The organism is Acinetobacter sp. BHS4, assembly GCF_018454425.1.
Classification (GTDB): Bacteria; Pseudomonadota; Gammaproteobacteria; order Pseudomonadales; family Moraxellaceae; genus Acinetobacter; species Acinetobacter pittii.
Map to the genome: position 1 here is coordinate 2,902,779 of NZ_CP075323.1, position 20,913 is coordinate 2,923,691.

Sequence of the window (20,913 nt, forward strand, 5' to 3'; positions counted from 1 at the left end):
CATGCAAACTGTGGTGAACAGGTAGTGCGAAATAGAACAAAAAAACTACGAGGAATGTAGTAATAAGGAGATAGAAGATGACAAATCTAGCGGATGTAGAACAAATTAGTCATCATCAAAAAAATGCGGAAATTATTGCAAGACTCGAACGGCTACCCGTCACTGGTCGATTGCAATTTATGCGAATTACCATCGGTATCGCGACTTTTTTTGACGCTTATACTGTTCTAGCAATTGCCTTTGCTTTACCCCAACTCATTACCGAATGGCACCTGACGCCTGCCTACGTCGGTGCGATCATTGCCGCGGGCTATGTTGGGCAACTGATCGGTGCAATCTTTTTTGGTTCTCTTGCCGAAAAAGTCGGTCGTTTAAAAGTGCTGTCTTTTACCATTTTACTGTTTGTGGCCATGGACATTTCTTGTCTGTTTGCGTGGAGCGGAATGTCGCTATTAATTTTCCGTTTCTTACAAGGTGTTGGAACAGGTGGCGAAGTGCCTGTTGCGAGTGCCTATATTAATGAGTTTATTGGTGCAGAAAAGCGCGGTAAGTTTTTCTTGCTCTATGAAGTTTTATTCCCACTCGGTCTTATGTTTGCAGGCATGGCGGCATTTTTCTTGATGCCCATTTACGGCTGGAAAGTCATGTTTATTGTAGGCTTAATTCCATCTTTACTGGTCATTCCTTTACGGTTTTTCTTGCCTGAGTCACCACGCTGGCTTGCTTCAAAAGGCCGCTTTAAAGAAGCCGATCAAGTCGTCAAAAGCTTTGAAGACGGTGCCATCAAAAGCGGTAAAACTTTGCCTGAACCTGTGGTTAAAGAAATTAACCCTCAAGGCATGGCAAAAACCGACTGGCGCGAGCTGTTCCGTGGCATTTACCGCAAACGTACTTTTACCCTGTGGGGCATGTGGTTTTGCGTTTATATGGTGAACAATGCCATGGTGACTTGGCTGCCATCTCTCTACAAACAACACTTTGGCTTGTCGCTGCAAACCAGTTTAGGTTATGGCTGGATTACTTCGGGCGTGGGTGTGATTGCCTCTATTATCTGTGCGTTAATGATTGATAAAGTCGGCCGCCGCCCTTGGTACAGTGCAGCGTTTTTCTTGGCGATTATTCCACTCATGAGCCTCTCGGTTTTAGGCGCAAAATCGGCAATGGAAGTTGTAATTTTCGCAACGATTAGCTATGCCATTTTGCAGACCATTTCATTCTCTTTATACCTTTACGCTGCTGAACTTTACCCAACTCGCCTACGTGCAATGGGCATTGGTTTTAGTACTGCTTGGCTACGTGCTGGCTCTGCAATTGGACCAGTTATGGTCGGCCTCGTGGTTGGTGGTTACGGCATTCAATATGTGTTTAGTGTGCTTGCCGTTGTGGCGCTTATTGGTGGTCTAGTGACCTTCTTGTTTGCCATTGAAACCAAAGGCCAAGTGCTCGAAAAACTCTCTCCTTAATTCATCCATTTCATAAAAAGCTTGCCTAACCTCAGCGTTAGGCAAAGGGCTTATTCATGCTTAAAAAAGGAATTTAAAATGAATAAATATTTGCTATGGGGCTGTCTTGGTTTAGGCAGCGTGAGCAATGCGTATGCAGAACTTCCTCAAGAATTTGGCAAGTTAGAATTAAAACTCAACACCCGTTACTGGAACGATGAAGGCACTGCCCACCCTACGCTTGCCAACCCTTCGCCTTCGTCGAGTGAATATGAACAAAGTGCCTTAGGGCTCGAGTTAAATTATCAGTCACCTTACTTGTGGGACTGGCTTGGGGTAGATAGCTCACTCTATGCAGTTACCAAGTTATTTGACTCTGGCAAGCCTAGCGCTCAGCTTTTAGAGGTCGAAAATAACGGCAAACTCGATCAAAACTTTGCAACTTTAGGTCAGCTCTACCTCAAAGCAAAACTGGGTGACAAAGGTGAAATTAAATTAGGTCGCCAATTGCAAGACTCGCTGTTGCTTAAAAGCACCAATAACCGCGCAGTGCCCGACACTTTTTCGGGTGCGAGTGGTCAGTTTCAACTGAATGATCAGCTACAGACTTACATGGCTTACTATGACCGCTGGAAACCGCGCAGCATGGACTCATTTGAAAAACTGGTGACTGAAAATGACGAGCGCATTGATTATGTCGGTTTGCTGGGTGCCAAGTATCAGTACAAAAACTGGAGCATGAATATCGAATATTTAAATAGCAAAGATTATTTAAAAAAGTACGGGGCAATTGCTCAATATAAGTTGCCGTTTCATGGCTTGGTGTGGACATTCAACACAGGTGCTTTTTTCTCGCGTGATGATGGCAAGCTGTTTAAATGCGGTGCCGAAACCGAGCTGGACTGTGTCAAAGGCCAAGACATTAACAACCGTGGCAATGGTTATTTTGTCGATGTAAATGTAGCCAAGAATAATCTCGAAGGCGGCATTGCCGTTTCAAAGTTTGACGGTTTTTGGATTGAAGATAACTTTGCAGTGCACTCTGCCCGCAACTCGGTTTTGACGCAAGACCACGGCACCAACCCATTTCCGACCTCGGCGACCATTGGCCCTGACTTTACCAATAACGATGAAACCGCCGTTGCCCTTCGCTTGAAATATAACTGGAAAGACTATGTGAAAGGTTTAAAAACCGAGGCGAAGTATATTTATGGCTTTGGCGCTCACCAAAGTAACATTAGCAGTGATATTGAGGGTAAAGAGCGTTACTTTGACTTTACGGTGAGTTATGCCTTGCCGTGGGTGAAAAACTTAGAAGTGCGTTATTCATTTTTGCATTATGAGTCAAAGTTTGAAAATGCAAACCTAGGTGAAAAAATAAATGGTATGACTCGTAAAGATTGGGACCAGCACCGAGTATTTATTAATTACCGTTATACGTTTTAAGTTCAAGCTAAGCTCAACGCTTAGCTTTAAAACAGCCTTTCTGCTTATGGAATTAAGCTCTATACTCTTTTTTTGCATTCAAAAAATGATTTATAGGCAAATCCCTTACTAACAGCATATTTATCTATAGAATTTTCATGAATGGGTTCTTCATAGGCCTTATTTATTAAATCCATTTTATATTTTGAGTACTCAGGATATCTATAAAGATTCTGCTCATTTGAGTCTAACTGCATTGTTTTACTCACTCCAGCTTGACGTGCTTTCATAATATTTTCAGCCATCTCAAAACCAGCTTTACACAATAAATCTTTTTTTTCGATCTGGTATTTTTCTTCCTGCATTTGAAGTAGATCATCTTTAATAGGAATTACATTGTTTGGTCCAAGATCTCTAAAAGATCTAGTAGAACTCCAGTTAATACGACTAAAAGCTACATCACTAGGGTCTCTACTGTTCTTTAATGCATCAATAAGATATTGGTCACGGTTACCTAAGATATAAGTGTTTAAATCATTATCTAATAAAATAACTAAGATATTTTTATTAGAACTGTCATAGGCAACATAACTTTTAAGATTTTGTCCTACAAAATTTTGATTCTTTTGCCAAAAATAGGTCGTTATAACATTTTCCTGTAAATTTCTCTTTGTTAAACAAGCGCTCATATCAAAATCCCCAGGTTTTAAAACGCCAAAGGGATGTAACCTTGCAATAAGGCCAATTGTTAAATCCTTATCTAACTTAAGCAAACTAAAACCATTGACCTCACATTCTTGAAATTGTTTATCTTTTAATTTATAGATGTCATTAATTGAAGTTAAATTTTTAGCATGTAATGTAGTACAAAACGCTATTACTCCACATAAAAGCAATCTTTTCATATCATCAAGTCCTTTAATTTCGAAATAGAATACTCATTTTTATAGAAAAAATACATGGTAAGCCTCTTAAAGGCTAAGATAAGCATCGAGTATTTATTAATTATCTTTATACATTTTAAGAACAGGCTAAAAGTTTAGTTTAACTTTATTATATTTATTAATTCACCGATTTAAATCGATAAACTTTTGAGTTTAATTAAAATATAAATTTATATTTTAATTTTTTATAATATTTTATTTAAATTGAATTGACCTGTTAAAAACTTATGATTATTATGGTCTCGCTGGCCTACATTGCCAGTCGGTTTTAGCAGACCGTAGATCCATGGCGGGTTATAGTTCCACTATAAGTCGTTAGACCCTTGCGTCCCTTTTCTTTGCGGTAGGATGATCTGACCCCATAAAGTTGGACAGTTAATTAAGCAGTTTTTATAAACTGATTTCTAATTGTACAGGGGATAATCCTTGTAGCTTCACCTTGATTCTCTCATGATTATAATAATGAATGTACTCTCGTATAGTTTTCTCTAACTCATCAATTGATTGAAATTTTTCACCATGAAAGCACTCCGATTTTAATATTCCAAAGAAGCTTTCTATTACAGCATTGTCCAAACAATTTCCCTTACGAGACATACTTTGAATTAAACCGTGTTGCTTTAATTGCTGTTGGTAATGAGCCATTTGATATTGCCATCCTTGATCTGAATGGAGAATTGGTTTCTCATGTCGCTTAAGTTTAGCTAAAGCATGAATGAGCATATCTTTCACTAACTCATAATTGAGTTTACGTTGGATTCGGAAGGTAATAATTTCCCCATTAAATAAATCTATAATTGGAGATAGATAAAGTTTTTCACCTTTTAAATTAAATTCCGTTACATCAGTTGCCCATTTTTGATTTGGGAGATTTGCTTTAAATTGCCGTTGTAAAACGTTATCAGCTATTGTTCCTACACAGCCACTTTTATATGAACGATATTTTAGTGCTCTGATACGTGACTTCAGCCCCATAGATTTCATGAGGCGATATACACACTTGTGGTTAATCATTATTCCTATATGTTTCAGAGCAAGAGTAATTCTACGATAGCCATAGCATCCCTTATGCTTGTGATATATGGACTTGATCTGCTATTTTAACTCAGTATATTTATCCTTAGAGCGTACAGCTTTCATGTGATAGAAATAAGTACTACGAGCGATCTTGGCAATATTAAGTAGTAGCTTTAATGGATAAGTTTGCCTTAATTCCGAAATAACTTGAACGCTGTCTGCAGTAGAAATTGAATTTAAGTACGTTGCTTCAGTTTTAAGGCTTTTAGCTTTTTTAAAAAGGCAACCTCTGCACGTAAAGCGGTCTTCATCAATGAGCTCCTGCTGAGATTTATCTTTGTCATCTTTTACAGGCTTGGTTATTTTAGTTTTATCTTGTTTAACCATATTGTTATAAATCCTCGTGGTATTAAACCCAGCAATCCCTTCTTTATAATACTGAGCTAGCCACCTTCTTAAAATTGACGTCCCGCTCAGATTTAACCGTCTTCTAACTTCTCTTACAGGTACCTTATCAAGAAGCATTTGTACAGCCTTGATTTTAAATTCGGAAGAGTAGTAGGTTTTTTTAGTTTTAACATTTAAGCCATCTTCACCTTGTGCCTTATAGTTTTCAATCCATAGCCGGACTGTTTGGAGATCTACATTAAATTCTTGTCAAAGGATTTTATAGCCTTTACTTCCATCTAAATAAGCCTGAATGACTTTTAATTTTAACTCTTTTGAATGCTTTGGAACTGGCATAGGACACACCTCATAAGTTTAAAAAGTCTAACTTATGGGGTGCAGTTCAGGACGGGAGGGGGACGCGCTCGCGCGTGCTGGTTCCTTGGATCCCAGTCTGCTAACCCCCTTTCGTTCTACCACCATAATTAATTGACGGTGATCTTTGGTGGTAGAGCTCCATAAATTCTAGGAGTTGACCATGACCTTTTTTATATTAATCCCCTATCCTCTCTCGTAATTTTATTTATTTAAAATTTAGGCTTTCTCTCACCTAAAATATTTTAAATTTATAAATAATTTTATTTTAAAATTTTAATCATTTTATTTTCCTGTATTTCAGGCGGGTTAACTATTCCCTTTTAAATGATTTTAATACTTTAAATATATGCGGCTTATTTTTTATTAATAACTTAGTGAAAATTATCACGAGAATAATATGAAACTTTATAAACCTATTTTGGCTTTAAGCCTTTTAATAGGCGATTACGGTGTTTCTGGTTGCGACATTCACACTCAGCAGGATTTTGAAGAAATTTGCCTGTCTGGTGGGCACACCCAAGCCAGTTGCGACTGTATTTACCAACGGCTTGAACAAGTGTATTCGCATAAGCTCATGCAACGTCTAGAACATGTCAGTTTGCAAAGTCCTGCTCTCCCACAGGACTTTGCCCCTACTTTTTTTAGTGTGATGCGGCGGTGCGATAAAAACGACATGGGCTAAGCGTTTGGCTTAGCTCCCTTATCTCTGTGTCGCAATGGTAGATAACTTTAAATCAGCGCAAAAAATTAAAGTTCTGTTGTGGCACGGGGGCCTTGGGGAGAATGATTGCATTACGTCCTTTTCTAAGGATTTGTTCATACCATTTGTCTTGAAGTATCTATGTTAATCAAAAAATTTAGTCTATTATTTTTACATAGAAAGAATGCTCAAAAAAATTAATTCGTTGATTTAAAAAAAATTGTTCATCTAAAATTTAATATTTCAAAGCGAGCCATTCCTATGTCAATAGAAGATTTCTTTATAAAAGACTCTCCCTCTAAGAGATATCTTTTAATGAGCTTAGCCCTATTCATGTTAATAATGGCTTTAATTGCTTACTTTAAGGGAAAGTTGGGATTTGAATATGTATTTTCACTTATTGCCGGGTACGCTTTAATATTCTTTATTTTATAAAATGCAGCATTACCACTTTTCCCCCCACTTACGGAAAAAAGTAGTGATGCAAACGCTATGGCTAGAACAACAATAGCAATTGTTTACACCCTTGCTTTCATAACTCTAACTATTTCTTATTTTTTATAATTTAATTACTCTTCAATTTTCTTGCTTTGCTCTACAGTAATATATTCATTAGGAATTACTAACTGCTTTTCCATATCCTTTACCTTATAAGAAACTAAAGTGCTTTTACCAATCCCTTGAAATAACACTTTAACATCTTTAAAAATAAAGGTTTTATAGTGGCTCAGTTCTTTAGTATTTGTTTTTGGTAATTCAATTAAATTTGCATAAGGTTCTTTGATGTATAAAGTCGCTTTTTCTATTCTCACACCAGTTTTTTGCATGGCATAGTTTAGAAATGTGTCACCAATATCGGGAATAAAAAACATAGGGGCAACTGGAGTCACAATAAGAAAAATAGCTACATGTATACTGTTTTTAATATTCGTTTCTAATTTCTTTAACTTATCTCTTGCAAATATTTTTAGATGTTCGCTTGCCCCACTGTCATCAATAATATCCTCTATATTTTTAAACTTCTTACTAAAAATTTTAATATCTTTTTGATTAACGTAAAAAGCATAATATAAGAAAGCAATCCAACTTACCGTACACCCCACATAAAGACTTATTTGCCAGTACGTTAAAAGTAAGTTTCGAAGAATGTATATAAACCAAATAGATGCAATAAATGTAATAATACTGATCTTTGGAAATGGTAAATCATCTCTAATTTTTTCATGCGAAGGCAAGTATTTATTAACTATATTTAAGATAATGTATGTCACTGGCATTAATGAAATACCAAATAAAAATAGCACTATACTTAATCCTGCATAGACAATAGAACAGGCCGCAAAAATCAATAGAAAAATGAATGTATCACCAAAACTAAGTTCTGAAGGGATATAACCAATTGTTAAAAGGTATGCAACTAAGCACAACACCCCTATTGCAACTATCGCTTTAGTCATTGTCAGCGCAACTTCATGCCACTGCCCCAGATTATTTAAATATCTCGTCATTAAGTTGTTCATTTGATCTAACCAAGTCTTATAAATTTTTAAAAATCGATGATTACTCTTTTTTAAACCGCTCCCCAGCGGAGTAATCATGTTTTGAAATTTCCCCAAATTTCAGAGTATGTTTTCACATGCTGTTCAATAATGTCCAAAAATTTAGGTATAAAATACCAAGATTACTTGCCACAATATTCTCTAGATATAGTAACCCGCATATGCGGGTTTTAAAATTTTAATGTCTTAATAATTTTCAGAACTACCAATATCTGACGTTGTATCTTCAGTAGCTAATTCCTCAACAGTTACTTCTTCTTTTTGATGTCTACTAACTGATCGAGTTTCATTTTCAAAATCTTCTCCCGCTGCCGCCTCAGCAGCCACACCTGATATTTGTTCTGTTGTAGATGCATCAATTGCTATCTCATCACTTGTTTCTACTGGAAACTTTGCTAAATAATCTTTATGACAAGACATCTTTACCATGAAATCAAAATAGGCGTTATCAGGATCCTCAAAAACAACATCCTTATCGGACTGAACTATAAATCTAGTAAAACCTGCATAAGCACCCCATGAGTTTTTGGCATTTACCTCACCACAATTTTTAATAACATTTCTAAATTTTGCAGAATCACCATCTTTAAGATAATAGCGAACAGCATCCTCAACTTTTTTAAGTTCAGCTTGTTCTTTTAATTTTCTCTCTTGTTCTTGTTTAATTTTAAGTGCCTGTTCTTGAGCTTGCTTTTCTTTAGCGATATCTTCTGCCGATTTACCACAACCAACTAATATCAAGGAAAATAAAAATATTCCTATTATTTTTTTCACAGTTTAACCCCTCTATATTAGAAGCTAGACTATAACGAGATTACAAAACTTTACGCAAGTAAGACTTTATAAAGAATAAATAAAATTCTACTTCTGCTGTGTTTGTTATCTATTAATTGCTTCTTCTTTCTGACTCATTCGGGCTAAATAAAATGAAAATTTAAATACTTCTTTACCCATTAGATTCAAGTTGGTTATATAGCTGAAATGATATTTAATTTTAGCTATATTAAAACTAAGCTTTTGAAAATATTATTTTTTATATTTAATACAATTTGGAGTTAGCTTGTTAATTTTGTTGTAGTGAAATTTCAGCATTATCGTGTCACTAGCAGCTTCTTCTAAAACTAGTTGATTATCGGTGATACTTATAATTCTTAATGCTTGCTCGAACTCCCCCTGTTCATTATACAACTCAATTTGATTTTGCTTATTAATTTTAAAGTTCGATTTTTCAATACTATCTACAGTATAAAGACCCGTTTCAAAATCACATTGCACAGGATGTAAAGTAGCTGTATTTCCTGAAAACTCAACTAAGTTGGCAATTCCATTATTAAGCGGATGCATTGCCCATATACCTTGTAAATCTTTGGGAGTGTAGCCAAAGCTATTAGCACTAAACATTGTCATGCTGACTAAAAGAAATGAAGTAAGGGATTTTTTTGATAAAGTTAATTTCATATTGATATGACCTGATTTAATCATTTTTGCTTAAGAATTTGAGATATTACAGGATGTTTATATAATCTTTATTTCGTTAGCTTTTTAAAGTACTGCACTATTCTAACTTCTATAAATCTGTTCTAAAAATAATAGTTTTTGATTTTGCTCTATTTTTTACACAAAACCTTTTCCTAGTTTTAGGAGAAGTTAAAAATTATCTTCTTATATTGTTTATAACTTGAATAATTTAAATCTTAAAAGAAAAAACCCCGAAACTTACGTTTCAGGGCTTTTCACGAATTTTGGTGGAGATGGCGGGAGTTGAACCCGCGTCCGCCAGCACTACGCTCGAGAATACTACATGCTTAGATATCGTCTATTGTTTTAACACCAAGTGACCCGACGAACAGGGTACAAGGTGCGATCCTCTAAGTTTGGTATAAAGCCCCGAGGCTTGACTCTATACGGACTTGTGTGCGTGCGCTACGGTCGGGTTCCTAAACCACAAGTATTCTAGGAAGCGGACAAACTGCCCTTAGGCAGCTAGAGCGTAAGTTTCGTCGTTTGCGACTATTAAAATGCAAATTTTATTTACGAGAGAAAATGCGCTCTCGGCATGCATCTATGAGTTTCATCACCGGCGTCGAAGCCAATAACATCCCCATGAATGTCTGAACATCATAGCATAACTAAAATAAAATGCTGTGCAATTTATCAACAGTCTGCTACTGATGAACATATTTACATAATGGAGAGCCTTTTGTTTTTTTCAAGGCCCCTCATAAAAAAGCTGCCAAAAATGACAGCTTTTTTTAAAGTTGGGTCTATAAGGCTCCATTGCCTAATACAATACCTTCACGGCGAGGGTCTACCCCACCTGCATATTTGCTTTGATTATTTATATTTACTTTCATAATCGTTGAAATACCGCTGGTTTGCGCAGTGTTAGAGATGCCATGCCCTTTTGCTTTTAAGCCTTCAATCAAATCAAGCAAAGAAAGCTGCACATTCGAGCTATCCACATTGGTGTTTTTGCTATTGGTCGCGCCAAAGTTAACAAGCGAGGTCGCCTGCTGTGCGTTTAAGTTCCAATCCAGCGCACCCACCAAAGTTTTAACTACATATTGAATGATCGTACCGCCACCTGGTGAACCTGTTGCCATATAAAACTCATCTGGCGTCGTGCCTTTAAACACTAAGGTTGGCGCCATGGTACTACGTGGGCGTTTTCCCCCTTCTACACGGTTGGCAACCAGTGCCCCAGTGCTGTCATAAGGGTTCGCGCTAAAGTCAGTTAACTGATTTGACAGCAAGAAACCATCCACCATATGGAATGACCCCATGCTCGATTCAACAGTCGATGTCATTGAAACCACATTGCCATAAGCATCTACAATGGTGAACTGAGTCGTGCCATGTTCAACAGTCGTGTCGACACCCGAAGCTGGGTTGAAATTACCCGCTGGTGCAACGCCCATACTTTGGTTCGGGTTAATCAGTGCGGCACGTTGTTTCAAGTAATTTTTATCAATAAAACTTGGAATACCCTGTGCAGGCAAACGAACAAAGTCGGTATCTGCGACATATTTGTCACGGTCAGCATAGGCCAAACGCTCTGCTTCAGACACTAAATGCACACCCATGACATCGGGCACACCGCCTTCATTTTCAGGGTTCTTAGGTGGATACAGCGACATATCAAAGTTTTCTAAAATACCTAGCGTTTGCACAACCGCAATCCCTCCCGAAGATGGAGGTGGCATGGTGCAAACATAGTAACGGTCACGATACGTCGTACAAATCGGGTCGCGTTTTTTAACCTGATAGTTCGATAAATCCTGTAAGGTCATTAAGCTTGGAGTAATTGGAGTTTTTGCTGGGTCATCCCCAAATGGTTGTGCAGCTTTTTCCACAATCGCTTGGGCAATTGGACCAGTGTGTAGTGCATTTGCGCCTTGTGAAGCAAGGGCGTCAAGCGTTTTTGCATAAGCCTTATTGGTCATGGTCTCACCGACTTTACGTGGTGAACCATCTGAATGAAAATAGGTTGCCATTGCATTTGCATCAAGCGCTAAGCTGTTTGCATTACTTGCAATTGCATCTGCCAAACGCCCCGGAATACGGAACCCATTGTCAGCCAAACCAATTGCTTCACCAAAAAGCTGGTCCCATTTGAGTTTGCCATGTTCTTGTTGTGCTTGTTCAAGTAAACGCATCACACCCGGCACACCAATCGAGCGTCCACTACGGCGGGCACTTGGTACAGGTGCTGGTGAATTTGGGTCATATATATCTTGGCGAATTAAATAATATTCGTTGGCTGCGGCTGGTGCGGTTTCACGACCATCGTAAGCAGTGACTTTTTTGGTTTTGGCATCGTAATACATCATAAAACCACTGCCAGCAATGGTGCTCGATTGAGGCTCGACTAAACCCAGCACCGCTTGTACCGCAACGGCAGCATCGACTGCACTACCGCCTGCTCTTAAAACATCACAGCCCGCTTTTACCGCAAGTGGCGTGTTTGCTACCACCATATATTTATCTGCATATTTAACCGTGTTACCGAGTCTATAACCCGACGCACCTTCAGGCGCTGCTGGGTCACCATTTTGATTTGAACCGACCACCACGCTTGAACCGTCTTGTGCCAGTTTGCTACAACTGGTCGGGTCATTATCAACAATTAAATTGGGCGGGGTTGTATTTGAATCATCCTTGGGCTGATCTGAAGAGGAATCATCTCCACATCCTTGTAATAAACCGACTGCTAATAAACTACTGAACAAAAATGAATATCTTTTATTCACGTGATAACTCCAATATATACGCCTGCCTATCCATGCAATTGCCATGCAAGCTTCTTTGTTTTCAGATCTTCAGTTTTTTAATCTTTGATAAAAATAAAGTTTTAATAATATTAAATGATTGGGGGTGTTTATTTTGTGCGCTGTGCGATGTCTCCTTGCTTGTTATCACACTCTTTTATAACTGATTTGCCCAATTCTGGCATGCTTTATTTCTTTAAATATATCCAAAATCTGCTATTTATAAACTCGCTCATTTTGTAGTTGGCCTAAAAAAGCACCTCCGAAGAGATGCTTTTTTTATGTTTAGTGAGAAGGCATACCACTGACCTGTTTTGGTTTTGGACACAGCCAAATCACCAGTCCCGCAAAGACAAACACCATTGCAAACAGCAAAAATACATGGTTTGCCGACATGGTAATGGCTTCTTTATCGACTAGATTTGAAATAATCCCGAGCGTCGAGTCAGGCGTGAAACCATTTTGCAAAAGTGTGTTTTGCACTTCAGTCGTATGTAGGTTTGACACCATTTCACTACGGGCAACTTTGGCATGGTCATCCCACACGGTCACTGCAATTGAAGCACCAATCGCCCCTGCCATGGTTCTTAAGAAGTTCATAAGACCCGCAGCAGATGCAATCTCTTGCTGCAACACCGAACCGAGTGCAATATTCGACAGTGGAATAAAGAAGAACGGTACAGCAAAACCTTGCAGGATTTGTGGCCAAGCCAATGCCATAAAGTCGGCGTCTGTGGTCCAGAATGCCCGCATTAAGGTCACGCCACCCAGCAGAATCAATCCGAAACTCGCCAGCGCGCGTGGGTCATGTTTGGTCGAAAGCTTTGCCACAATCGGTGACATGGTCAAACTACCAAAGCCCATGGTTGCGGTTAAATAGCCGGCCCACGTGGCGGTGTAGGAAAGGTTCATTTGCAGCCACTGGGGTATCAGTACAATACTGCCAAAGAACGCGCCAAAGCCGAGCGACAAGGCCAGTACTGAAATTGCAAAGCCCCTATGCCTAAAGACTTTGACATCCACGACGGGGTGTTTATCGGTCAGCTCCCATATGAGGAACACCACAAAGCCAATGGCGGCAGTTAAGCCTAACACCACAATGCTGGTACTATTAAACCAGTCACGTTCGTGCCCCAAATCGAGCATGAGCTGTAGCGCACCAATCCACAAAATCAACAGACCTAAACCGACGGTATCGATTCTTAAAGAAATCGTTTCTGTTTCGGCAGGTTTAAGCAAACGGATTGCCGCTAAAACACAAACAATGCCGACCGGAATGTTAATAAAGAAAATCCAGTGCCAAGACAGATTATCACTAATCAGACCACCCAAAATTGGCCCTAAAATTGGCCCAACGACGGTCGTCATTGCCCATAGGCCCATCGCCTGTGCATGCTTTTCTTGAGGGAAAATACGCATCAGCAAAGTTTGGCTGAGTGGCATGAGTGGGCCACCGCATAGACCTTGTCCAATACGGAAAAACACCAGCATGCCTAACGAGTTTGCTAGGCCGCACAAGAAAGAAAAAATGGTAAAACCAATCAGGCCAAAAATAAAAACCCGAACGGTACCAAAGCGACCTGCAAGCCAACCTGTTAAAGGTACACAAATTGCTTCTGCAACTGCATACGACGTAACAACCCATGTCCCTTGTGTACTTGAAACAGCAAGGTTACCGGTAATGTGCGGTACAGATACGTTGGCAATGGTCGTATCGAGCACGACCATAAAGTTCGACAAGGCAATAACAAACGCTGCCAGTATTAAACGGCCACCGCTTAGTTCGGCAAAAGGTGTTTGCGTTTTCATAAGCGTTTACTTCGCAGATAAGTCGACTTTTGCTTCCATCGACAAGCCAACACGTAGTGGGTGTTCAGCAAGTTCTTTCGGGTCAAGTGCAATACGAACTGGTAAGCGTTGAACCACTTTAATCCAGTTTCCTGTTGCGTTTTGAGCCGGAATTAAGGCAAAGGCAGAGCCTGTACCACCAGAGAAGCCCATCACTTTGCCGTGATATTCGACGTCATCGCCATATAAATCTGAAGTTAGCGTGACTTCCTGACCCGGACGGACTTTTTTCAACTGACTTTCTTTAAAGTTCGCATCTACATATAAATCGTTAAGCGGCACAATCATCATCATGCTGGTGCCTGGTGCAACACGTTGCCCCACTTGAATATTACGACGCGTAACCACACCATCGACTGGTGCACGAATTACGGTACGTTCCAAATCAAGCTGAGCTTGTTCTACATGCGCTTGTGCAACTTGTACATCAGGTGTCGAAGTTTCGCTTACACCCTGAATTAACGCTTCGTTTGCAGCTAAAGTACTTTCAGCAGCTTTACGGCTTGAAGAAGCTTGCGCTAAACCAGCTTTAGCAAGCTCTAGCCCTGCTTTGGCTGTTTCAACTGCACTTTGCGCTTTGGTGAGCTCTTCTTTAGACACTGCACCAGAGGCAGCAAGCTGCGCACGGCGGTTCAGTTCTAAAGCTGCTTTGTCGTAGTCGGCCTGCGCTTGAGCGACCTGTGCTTTGGCACTGTTAATTTCGTCAGCACGCACCACAACTTGAGAGTTTAAAGAACTACTGTTTGCCGCAGTTTGTTTATATTGGCGTTTTGCTTTGGCAAGTTCTGCCTCAGCTTGAGCCAATGCAATTTTGGCATCACGATCATCAATACGAACCAGCACGTCACCACGATGTACCGTTTGGGTATCTTTTACGACAACCTGAGCGACCTGTCCGCTCACCATTGAAGTAATTTGCGCGGTTTCTGCACCGACATAGGCATTATCCGTACTCACGGAATTATTTAAAAATAATGCCCAGATTGCATACAAAATAGCGGCGATCAATAAAATCAGCGCAAAAAAACCAAGAAATTTTTTGCGCTTGTTTTGATTGTTTTCATCCGAGGCAGATGTTGTTGGCACTGTTTCTTGTACATTGCTTTGTGCATCAGTCATGGTATGTTCCTAAAGATGAGTTGGCTTTGCCATCAATCTCGCACTACACCTTGTTATAGAGTTTTTATTTTTCTATAAACAAGACATACCGCATTGTCAAAGGAGCTAATTTTAACGCCAAAACCTCATAATATGAGAATAAAAATTTATAACTCATGCGTTCGTTCTAATTAAATTAATGTTTATCTCAAAGTTTTTGTAAAAATTTCTGCTTTTTATACACTTAAAAAAGCGCACTTGGCGCTTTTAAATGATTCAATTCATTGCTTAATAGGCATATGAAGCAATACCCGCAGCAATGGCTTTATCTTCATCATTGACCATGGTCATACGCATGGTGCAGCCCTTACGACCTAAACGTAGTACTTCGGCACGGGCAATAAAATATTTACCACGCCCCGGAGCTAAATAATCTACACGCATGTCGACGGTTGCCAAACGCGACACTTGCTTAATGGTTTCGGTTAAAGTTTCAGGAGTCGAACGGCGATAGAGGTGTTCCATTGCCACAATTCCACCAATACTATCGAGCAAAGTTGCAGCAACGCCGCCATGCAAAATCTGAAATGCCAGATTACCAATCAGGTTGGGTTGCATCTCGATATAGCCTTCAATGTGGCCATCTACCACACGCATAATCATTCCACTATGCTTAAAAAAAGGAGAGCTATTAAATGCCTTACATAATTGGTTGAGTACCACAGTCAGATCAGTTTTTGCACCTAAATGGATGTTCCCAGTCCAATTTTTCTTTTCATCACTCATACATTGCCTAAATTTAAAAGCATGATAAACACCCATAATTTTGTACAAATCCAGCATTATGGGGCTACAATACAGCAGTCGGTTGACAGTAATGGAATATCCGCCAACCTATCCTAGTGTAATACCGAACATCGAGATTGTTATGACTTATACGTTCAATCGTCCTGCATTTCCAGCCACTCGCATGCGCCGTATCCGTAAAAATGACCAGTTGCGTGCGATGGTCAGCGAAACACAGCTCACTACCAATCACTTGATTTATCCAGTATTTGTATTACCGGGACAAAATCAGACCCAAGATATTCCAAGTATGCCAAACATTCAGCGTTTGTCGGCAGATTTGTTACTGAAAAAAGCTGAAAGACTTCTGGAATTGGGCGTATCAAAACTGGCTCTTTTTCCAGTTACCCCGCAAGAAGATAAAAGCCTCACCGCAGAAGCTGCATGGCGTGAAGATGGTTTAGTACAAACCACCTGCCGTTTGCTAAAAAAAGAATTACCAGAAATGGTGTTAATTACCGATGGTGCCCTCGACCCTTACACCACGCATGGTCAAGACGGCATTATTGATGAAACAGGCTATGTGCTCAATGACGAGACTGTAGAGTGCTTGATTAAACAAGCCTTAAGTCACGCAGAAGCAGGTGCCGAAGTGATTGCACCAAGTGACATGATGGATGGCCGTATTGGCGCTATTCGTCAGGCTTTAGAAGCCAATGGTCACATCTATACCAACATCATGGCCTACTCTGCGAAATATGCGTCTAGCTTCTATGGCCCGTTCCGTGATGCTGTTGGCTCTGCATCCAACCTAAAAGGTGGTAATAAATATAACTACCAGATGGACTTTGCCAACCGTGCCGAAGCATTACATGAAATCGCGCTTGATATTCAAGAAGGCGCCGACATGGTAATTGTAAAACCGGGCATGCCTTATCTGGATGTGGTACGTGAAGTGAAAGATACCTTTGGTATTCCGACATTCATTTATCAAGTGAGTGGCGAATACGCAATGTTAGCGGGTGCAATTCAAAATGGCTGGTTATCAGACTCAGTCATTTTAGAATCACTCATGTGCTGCCGCCGCGCTGGTGCAGACGGAATCTGGACTTACTTTGCAGAAACCGCTGCCGAAAAACTCAAGGAAATGAACTAAGTTCGCAGAGAAAGGATAACACTGCATGCATATTGCAATTATTGGCGCGGGCATAAGTGGATTAATGTCTGCGCTGGAGTTGGTTGAACAAGGCTGTACATTAAGCATTTTTGATCAACAACAAGCGGGACAAGCAGCCTCTTGGGCTGGCGGAGGCATTCTCTCTCCGATGTACCCGTGGCGCTATGTGCATGCAGTGAACCAACTTGCTCAATTTGGTAAAGCCTCTTATCAAGCATGGAACCAAAAGCTCTACCCTATTACAGGGATTGATTTTGAAATTCATGACACAGGCATGCTGATTTTTGATGAAGAAGATTTTGACGTCGGACTTTCCTACGCCGAGCAGCATCAAGAACCGATGCAACGCTGTGAATATTTACAGCGAGATGCCTTAGAACAAGTCAACCCGCATATTTCCGATCAGTTTCAAGAAGCCATTTATTTCCCAGAACTGTCTAATATTCGTAATCCACGCGTATTACAGTCCCTGATTAGCTATTTAAAACAACACCCAAACGTTGAGTTTTTTGAGCACACTCCTGTTAAAAAACTGATTCAACAAGGTGATGCCATACAAGCTCTTCAAACCGAAGATGGTCGCAAACATACAGCAGACCATTTTGTAATAACTTCTGGGGCTTGGAGCCATTACTGGAACTCACAATTACAACTCGACATTCCAGTCGAACCTGTTCAAGGCCAAATGTTGTTATTTAAAACCCCTGCTCACTGGCTACCGACCATGTGTATGAATCGAGTGATGTATTTGATTCCACGTATGGACGGTCATATCGTGTGTGGTTCTAGCATGGCACATCGTGGTTTTGACACGTCTACCGATGAAACCACCCAGCACAATATTTTAGAAGCGTGTTTAGAAATAGTGCCTGAACTGGCCGATTTCCCGATTGTACATCGCTGGGCAGGCCTCAGACCAAGTTCACCAAATGGCGTTCCGTACATTGGCAAAATGCCTGAAATGGATAACCTATGGGCAAACTTTGGTCACTTTAGAAATGGTTTGTGTATGGGCGCAGGTTCTGCGCAATTGCTCCGTCAACTTATGCTGGGTCAACCGACATTAGTGGATGCCAAAGCATATTCACCAGAGCGCTTGCAAAATAAAATCTTAGCCTGAGGCGAGTATATTCTCTAAAGCTGCTTTTAACTTGGGATAAGCAAACTCAAAGCCTTCTGCTTGTAAGGCAGCGGGTTTGACGTACTGACCATTTAAGATCAATTGCGACTGTTCGCCCAACAAACAGCGGAAAACCGTGCTTGGTGCTGACAACAGTGGTTTCTTATTTAAAACCTCAGCAGCTTGTTCAATAAAAGCTTTTTGAGCCACGTTTTCTGGCGCTACTATATTGTGAATTTGAGCAGATTGAGGATGCTGAAATATAAACTCTATTGCATTTAATACGTCTTCAATATGTACCCAAACCACAGGCTGACGACCGTGACCAATTTGACCGACTAAATTGAGTCGAATAGGAAGCAACATTTTAGGCAAAATGCCACCGCCCTGCCCAAACACTACACCTAAACGAATAATTTTAGTATTTTGCTGAGCGTCTGCTAAAGCTGCGCGTTCCCACTCTTGGCAAAGCTGAGACATGAAAATGGGCTGTGGCGAGCTTTGTTCTGTGCACACTTCTGTCCACTTTTCTTGATCATCTATTCCGTAATAACCAATTGCAGAACCAGAGACAATTACTTCCGGAAAAATTTCAGACTGCTTGAGCCATGCATACAGTTTTCGGGTCGTATTTACACGGCTTTCAATGAGTTGTTTTTTACGTGACTCGGTCCAGCGTTTTTCGCCAATATTTGCGCCTGCCAAATTCACCACATAGTCAATTTGACGTGTCGTAATATCTTCAAGTTTTTGCACCCACTGTAAGGCAGGATGGTCAGATTTCTTTCCAGCCTGCCGTGTCACAGCAATCACGTTATAATTTTTTTGTAGCAGGAACTTAATTAAATACGTGCCAATAAAACCACTTGCACCTGTAATTAATACATTCTTATTCATATTTCCTCCTAAGCTGAGGATTCAAGTTTTATTTAATTGTATAAGACTCATTTATATTTAATCGTATGAGTTTTCGTAGTGATCTATTACACGTTAAACATTTTGTCAGCCATTCGCTGTGCCTGCTTGCCATAAAACCAGTAGGTAATTAAATAAAGCGGAATAGCTAACATTAAAAGCATAATCACCATAATGCTTAAAAACTGAGGCTGTTTGAGGTAAAGCATAAAGTTCTGCAAAATCTCCGGGTCTTTTCTGGCAAATAAAAATAGGCCAAATAAAACACCACACAAGTTATAGCCCCAAAAAATCAGGGTAAAACCCAAAGTAAATTTCTTTTTTTCTGGTACAGTCGGGGCACGGCGTTCTTTCTTTAAAAATTTAAATAAGACAAAAATCATTGCGCCTAAATATGGAACGGCTGTTAAAATACCACCTACACTCGCTGGTAATAGTGCTGCAACCACACCTACAATTAAGGTGAGCACAATGCATAAACCAAAAAACCAGAGAAAGTAAGAACGTAATTTGGTCATATTTTTGCCTAATTTATGGGTTCAAAAAATAATTATAAATTTTTTTCGATTTTTTTTCATTTTTCTGTCAACCAATCCTGATCTCTTGACGTTATATAGGGTAACAAGGTCGCAGCAACCGAATACTTCCTTTGCATGGCATCCGCAAAATTGTTTCGGTGACCTTTCATTACGACTCTTTTCTTCCTTCAGATTAGGTTTTGTTAGCAGCCGAAACCCTTGATGAAGTTTTTGACCGACGATTCTCTCATCACTCGAATCGTCGGTTTTTATTTTCTGGCACTTTCATTTATTTTACGCTCACCATACACAATAGTTGTTTCATGGTCATGAAGGCTATGCGTATACTTTTTACACCATAAAAATATGTTTTTAATAATATGAACAACATTGCCTATTTTGAAATCCAGTCTTCAAACCCTGCCCGAGACGCGCAGTTTTATCAAGCTGTGTTCGGCTGGCAATTTAAATTAGATGAAAGTTTACCAATTGAATATTACCGTATAGAAACACCATCAATCATGGGTGGGCTATTAAAACGTCCCGCTCAAACGCCTCCAATGGAATATGGCACCAATGCATTTACCTGTTCGGTTCAAGTCGAAAACTTTGATGAAATTGCCGCAAAAATTTTAGCGCAAGGTGGTATTGTGGCTATGGATAAATTCGCCATTGCTGGTCGTGCTTGGCATGGTTACTTTGTCGATTTAGACCACAACGTTTTTGGTATTTTTCAAGTTGATGAAAATGCTGCTTAAAGATCTTATTTAACCAATTTATTTCCTAATTTATAGCCACCGCATTTTTATCGGTGGCTATTTACTATTTATTCTTCGGCAAAGCTAAAACTGGCTTCACATGTAATTGGAAAATTAACCGAATTGGCAATCATACATTCGTGATGTGCTTCTTCGTGCAGTTTTGCTGCAAGCGCTTGGTCTGCACCTTTTTCTAAAATAACCGCTGGCTTTAAAATAATTTGAGTAAAGTGACCACGTTTAACTGGATCTGCATCTTCCATAAAGCCAAGTGCATGGTCAACATAACTCAGCACATGAATATGATTGACTGCACATAGGTGCAAATACCAAAGCTTATGACAAGCTGAGGCAGAAGCAACCAATAAATCCTCTGGGTTCCATCTGGTCACATCGCCTAAATAGGCTGGGTCTGATGAACCTTGAATAGTGGCTTTTTGTGGATGTTGAATACTAAAGTCTCTTTTATATGAACGATAAGATGAAGTGCCTGTACCTGTATTACCTTCCCACTGTATTTTCACTTCGTATTTATGAATAGTCATTTTATTCTCAAGATTCATTATTTGAACT

17 protein-coding genes, 1 other RNA gene and 2 pseudogenes are annotated in these 20,913 nt (G+C 39.7%); 7 read left to right on the top strand and 13 right to left on the bottom strand.

Annotated features, from left to right (window positions below; all coding sequences use genetic code 11):
- Positions 1–77: 77 nt before the first annotated feature.
- Together KIP84_RS13955 and KIP84_RS13960 are read left to right on the top strand one after the other, a co-directional pair.
- Positions 78–1,463 (top strand): MFS transporter, encoded by a 1,386-nt coding sequence (locus KIP84_RS13955; protein ID WP_213688763.1) that lies wholly within the window; start codon positions 78–80, stop codon positions 1,461–1,463.
- Positions 1,464–1,541: 78 nt separating this feature from the next.
- On the top strand, positions 1,542–2,888 hold the full coding sequence (locus KIP84_RS13960; protein WP_213688764.1) for an OprD family outer membrane porin: 1,347 nt from the start codon (positions 1,542–1,544) through the stop codon (positions 2,886–2,888).
- A 59-nt stretch (positions 2,889–2,947) separates the two neighbouring features.
- Here the strand turns inward: KIP84_RS13960 and KIP84_RS13965 are convergent, their stop codons facing one another.
- Together KIP84_RS13965 and KIP84_RS13970 are read right to left on the bottom strand one after the other, a co-directional pair.
- Complete coding sequence (locus KIP84_RS13965; RefSeq protein ID WP_213688765.1) at positions 2,948–3,772, bottom strand: hypothetical protein; 825 nt, start codon at positions 3,770–3,772, stop codon at positions 2,948–2,950.
- 429 nt (positions 3,773–4,201) lie between these two features.
- A pseudogene (locus tag KIP84_RS13970) lies at positions 4,202–5,572 on the bottom strand (IS3 family transposase).
- 418 nt (positions 5,573–5,990) lie between these two features.
- Between KIP84_RS13970 and KIP84_RS13980 the strand changes: the two are divergent.
- Both KIP84_RS13980 and KIP84_RS18870 read left to right on the top strand, forming a co-directional pair.
- Positions 5,991–6,275, top strand: coding sequence for a hypothetical protein (locus KIP84_RS13980; RefSeq protein WP_013198682.1), 285 nt, complete (start codon positions 5,991–5,993; stop codon positions 6,273–6,275).
- A 279-nt stretch (positions 6,276–6,554) separates the two neighbouring features.
- A pseudogene (locus tag KIP84_RS18870) lies at positions 6,555–6,857 on the top strand (hypothetical protein).
- Between the two features lie 5 nt (positions 6,858–6,862).
- On the opposite strand, the gene KIP84_RS13985 reads toward KIP84_RS18870, so the two are convergent.
- The 8 genes from KIP84_RS13985 to KIP84_RS14020 form a co-directional block, all read right to left on the bottom strand.
- Entirely contained in the window at positions 6,863–7,813 is a 951-nt protein-coding gene (locus KIP84_RS13985) for a hypothetical protein (RefSeq protein ID WP_213689850.1), read from the bottom strand.
- Positions 7,814–8,038: 225 nt separating this feature from the next.
- Positions 8,039–8,626: a hypothetical protein gene (locus tag KIP84_RS13990; RefSeq protein ID WP_213688766.1), complete on the bottom strand. Its 588-nt coding sequence runs from the start codon at positions 8,624–8,626 to the stop codon at positions 8,039–8,041.
- Positions 8,627–8,878: 252 nt separating this feature from the next.
- Positions 8,879–9,310, bottom strand: a complete 432-nt coding sequence (locus tag KIP84_RS13995) for a hypothetical protein (protein ID WP_228308299.1) — start codon at positions 9,308–9,310, stop codon at positions 8,879–8,881.
- A gap of 285 nt (positions 9,311–9,595) precedes the next feature.
- Positions 9,596–9,955, bottom strand: a transfer-messenger RNA (tmRNA) gene (gene ssrA / locus KIP84_RS14000).
- A gap of 161 nt (positions 9,956–10,116) precedes the next feature.
- Complete coding sequence (ggt, locus tag KIP84_RS14005; RefSeq protein WP_213688768.1) at positions 10,117–12,102, bottom strand: gamma-glutamyltransferase; 1,986 nt, start codon at positions 12,100–12,102, stop codon at positions 10,117–10,119.
- A 303-nt stretch (positions 12,103–12,405) separates the two neighbouring features.
- Positions 12,406–13,929: a DHA2 family efflux MFS transporter permease subunit gene (locus KIP84_RS14010; RefSeq protein ID WP_213688769.1), complete on the bottom strand. Its 1,524-nt coding sequence runs from the start codon at positions 13,927–13,929 to the stop codon at positions 12,406–12,408.
- A gap of 6 nt (positions 13,930–13,935) precedes the next feature.
- Positions 13,936–15,087 (bottom strand): EmrA/EmrK family multidrug efflux transporter periplasmic adaptor subunit, encoded by a 1,152-nt coding sequence (locus tag KIP84_RS14015; RefSeq protein ID WP_005070833.1) that lies wholly within the window; start codon positions 15,085–15,087, stop codon positions 13,936–13,938.
- Between the two features lie 267 nt (positions 15,088–15,354).
- Complete coding sequence (locus KIP84_RS14020; RefSeq protein ID WP_004703260.1) at positions 15,355–15,852, bottom strand: thioesterase family protein; 498 nt, start codon at positions 15,850–15,852, stop codon at positions 15,355–15,357.
- Positions 15,853–15,994: 142 nt separating this feature from the next.
- On the opposite strand from KIP84_RS14020, the gene hemB reads away from it, so the two are divergent.
- Positions 15,995–17,008 (top strand): porphobilinogen synthase, encoded by a 1,014-nt coding sequence (gene hemB / locus KIP84_RS14025; RefSeq protein WP_000222569.1) that lies wholly within the window; start codon positions 15,995–15,997, stop codon positions 17,006–17,008.
- Between the two features lie 25 nt (positions 17,009–17,033).
- Positions 17,034–18,149 carry an FAD-dependent oxidoreductase gene (locus tag KIP84_RS14030; RefSeq protein WP_213688770.1) on the top strand — a complete coding sequence of 372 codons (1,116 nt, stop codon included), beginning with the start codon at positions 17,034–17,036 and terminating at the stop codon, positions 18,147–18,149.
- On the opposite strand, the gene KIP84_RS14035 is transcribed toward KIP84_RS14030, so the two are convergent.
- Positions 18,141–19,046, bottom strand: coding sequence for a TIGR01777 family oxidoreductase (locus tag KIP84_RS14035; RefSeq protein ID WP_213688771.1), 906 nt, complete (start codon positions 19,044–19,046; stop codon positions 18,141–18,143). The genes KIP84_RS14030 and KIP84_RS14035 overlap by 9 nt on opposite strands.
- Before the next feature lie 86 nt (positions 19,047–19,132).
- Complete coding sequence (locus KIP84_RS14040) at positions 19,133–19,582, bottom strand: ABZJ_00895 family protein (protein ID WP_002121708.1); 450 nt, start codon at positions 19,580–19,582, stop codon at positions 19,133–19,135.
- A 380-nt stretch (positions 19,583–19,962) separates the two neighbouring features.
- On the opposite strand from KIP84_RS14040, the gene KIP84_RS14045 reads away from it, so the two are divergent.
- The gene (locus tag KIP84_RS14045) at positions 19,963–20,340 is read left to right on the top strand and encodes a VOC family protein (RefSeq protein WP_213688772.1); all 378 of its coding nucleotides are present in this window, start codon (positions 19,963–19,965) and stop codon (positions 20,338–20,340) included.
- Between the two features lie 68 nt (positions 20,341–20,408).
- Here the strand turns inward: KIP84_RS14045 and KIP84_RS14050 are convergent, their stop codons facing one another.
- Positions 20,409–20,885 (bottom strand): OsmC family protein, encoded by a 477-nt coding sequence (locus KIP84_RS14050; protein ID WP_213688773.1) that lies wholly within the window; start codon positions 20,883–20,885, stop codon positions 20,409–20,411.
- Positions 20,886–20,913: the final 28 nt, after the last annotated feature.

Bases quoted from the DNA above. Each gene is read 5' to 3' on its own strand.
- KIP84_RS13955 (WP_213688763.1), top strand. From the start codon at position 78: ATGACAAATCTAGCGGATGTAGAACAAATTAGTCATCATCAAAAAAAT.
- KIP84_RS13960 (WP_213688764.1), top strand. From the start codon at position 1,542: ATGAATAAATATTTGCTATGGGGCTGTCTTGGTTTAGGCAGCGTGAGC.
- KIP84_RS13965 (WP_213688765.1), bottom strand. From the start codon at position 3,772: ATGAAAAGATTGCTTTTATGTGGAGTAATAGCGTTTTGTACTACATTA.
- KIP84_RS13980 (WP_013198682.1), top strand. From the start codon at position 5,991: ATGAAACTTTATAAACCTATTTTGGCTTTAAGCCTTTTAATAGGCGAT.
- KIP84_RS13985 (WP_213689850.1), bottom strand. From the start codon at position 7,813: ATGAACAACTTAATGACGAGATATTTAAATAATCTGGGGCAGTGGCAT.
- KIP84_RS13995 (WP_228308299.1), bottom strand. From the start codon at position 9,310: ATGAAATTAACTTTATCAAAAAAATCCCTTACTTCATTTCTTTTAGTC.
- KIP84_RS14010 (WP_213688769.1), bottom strand. From the start codon at position 13,929: ATGAAAACGCAAACACCTTTTGCCGAACTAAGCGGTGGCCGTTTAATA.
- KIP84_RS14015 (WP_005070833.1), bottom strand. From the start codon at position 15,087: ATGACTGATGCACAAAGCAATGTACAAGAAACAGTGCCAACAACATCT.
- KIP84_RS14020 (WP_004703260.1), bottom strand. From the start codon at position 15,852: ATGAGTGATGAAAAGAAAAATTGGACTGGGAACATCCATTTAGGTGCA.
- hemB (WP_000222569.1), top strand. From the start codon at position 15,995: ATGACTTATACGTTCAATCGTCCTGCATTTCCAGCCACTCGCATGCGC.
- KIP84_RS14030 (WP_213688770.1), top strand. From the start codon at position 17,034: ATGCATATTGCAATTATTGGCGCGGGCATAAGTGGATTAATGTCTGCG.
- KIP84_RS14035 (WP_213688771.1), bottom strand. From the start codon at position 19,046: ATGAATAAGAATGTATTAATTACAGGTGCAAGTGGTTTTATTGGCACG.
- KIP84_RS14040 (WP_002121708.1), bottom strand. From the start codon at position 19,582: ATGACCAAATTACGTTCTTACTTTCTCTGGTTTTTTGGTTTATGCATT.
- KIP84_RS14045 (WP_213688772.1), top strand. From the start codon at position 19,963: ATGAACAACATTGCCTATTTTGAAATCCAGTCTTCAAACCCTGCCCGA.
- KIP84_RS14050 (WP_213688773.1), bottom strand. From the start codon at position 20,885: ATGACTATTCATAAATACGAAGTGAAAATACAGTGGGAAGGTAATACA.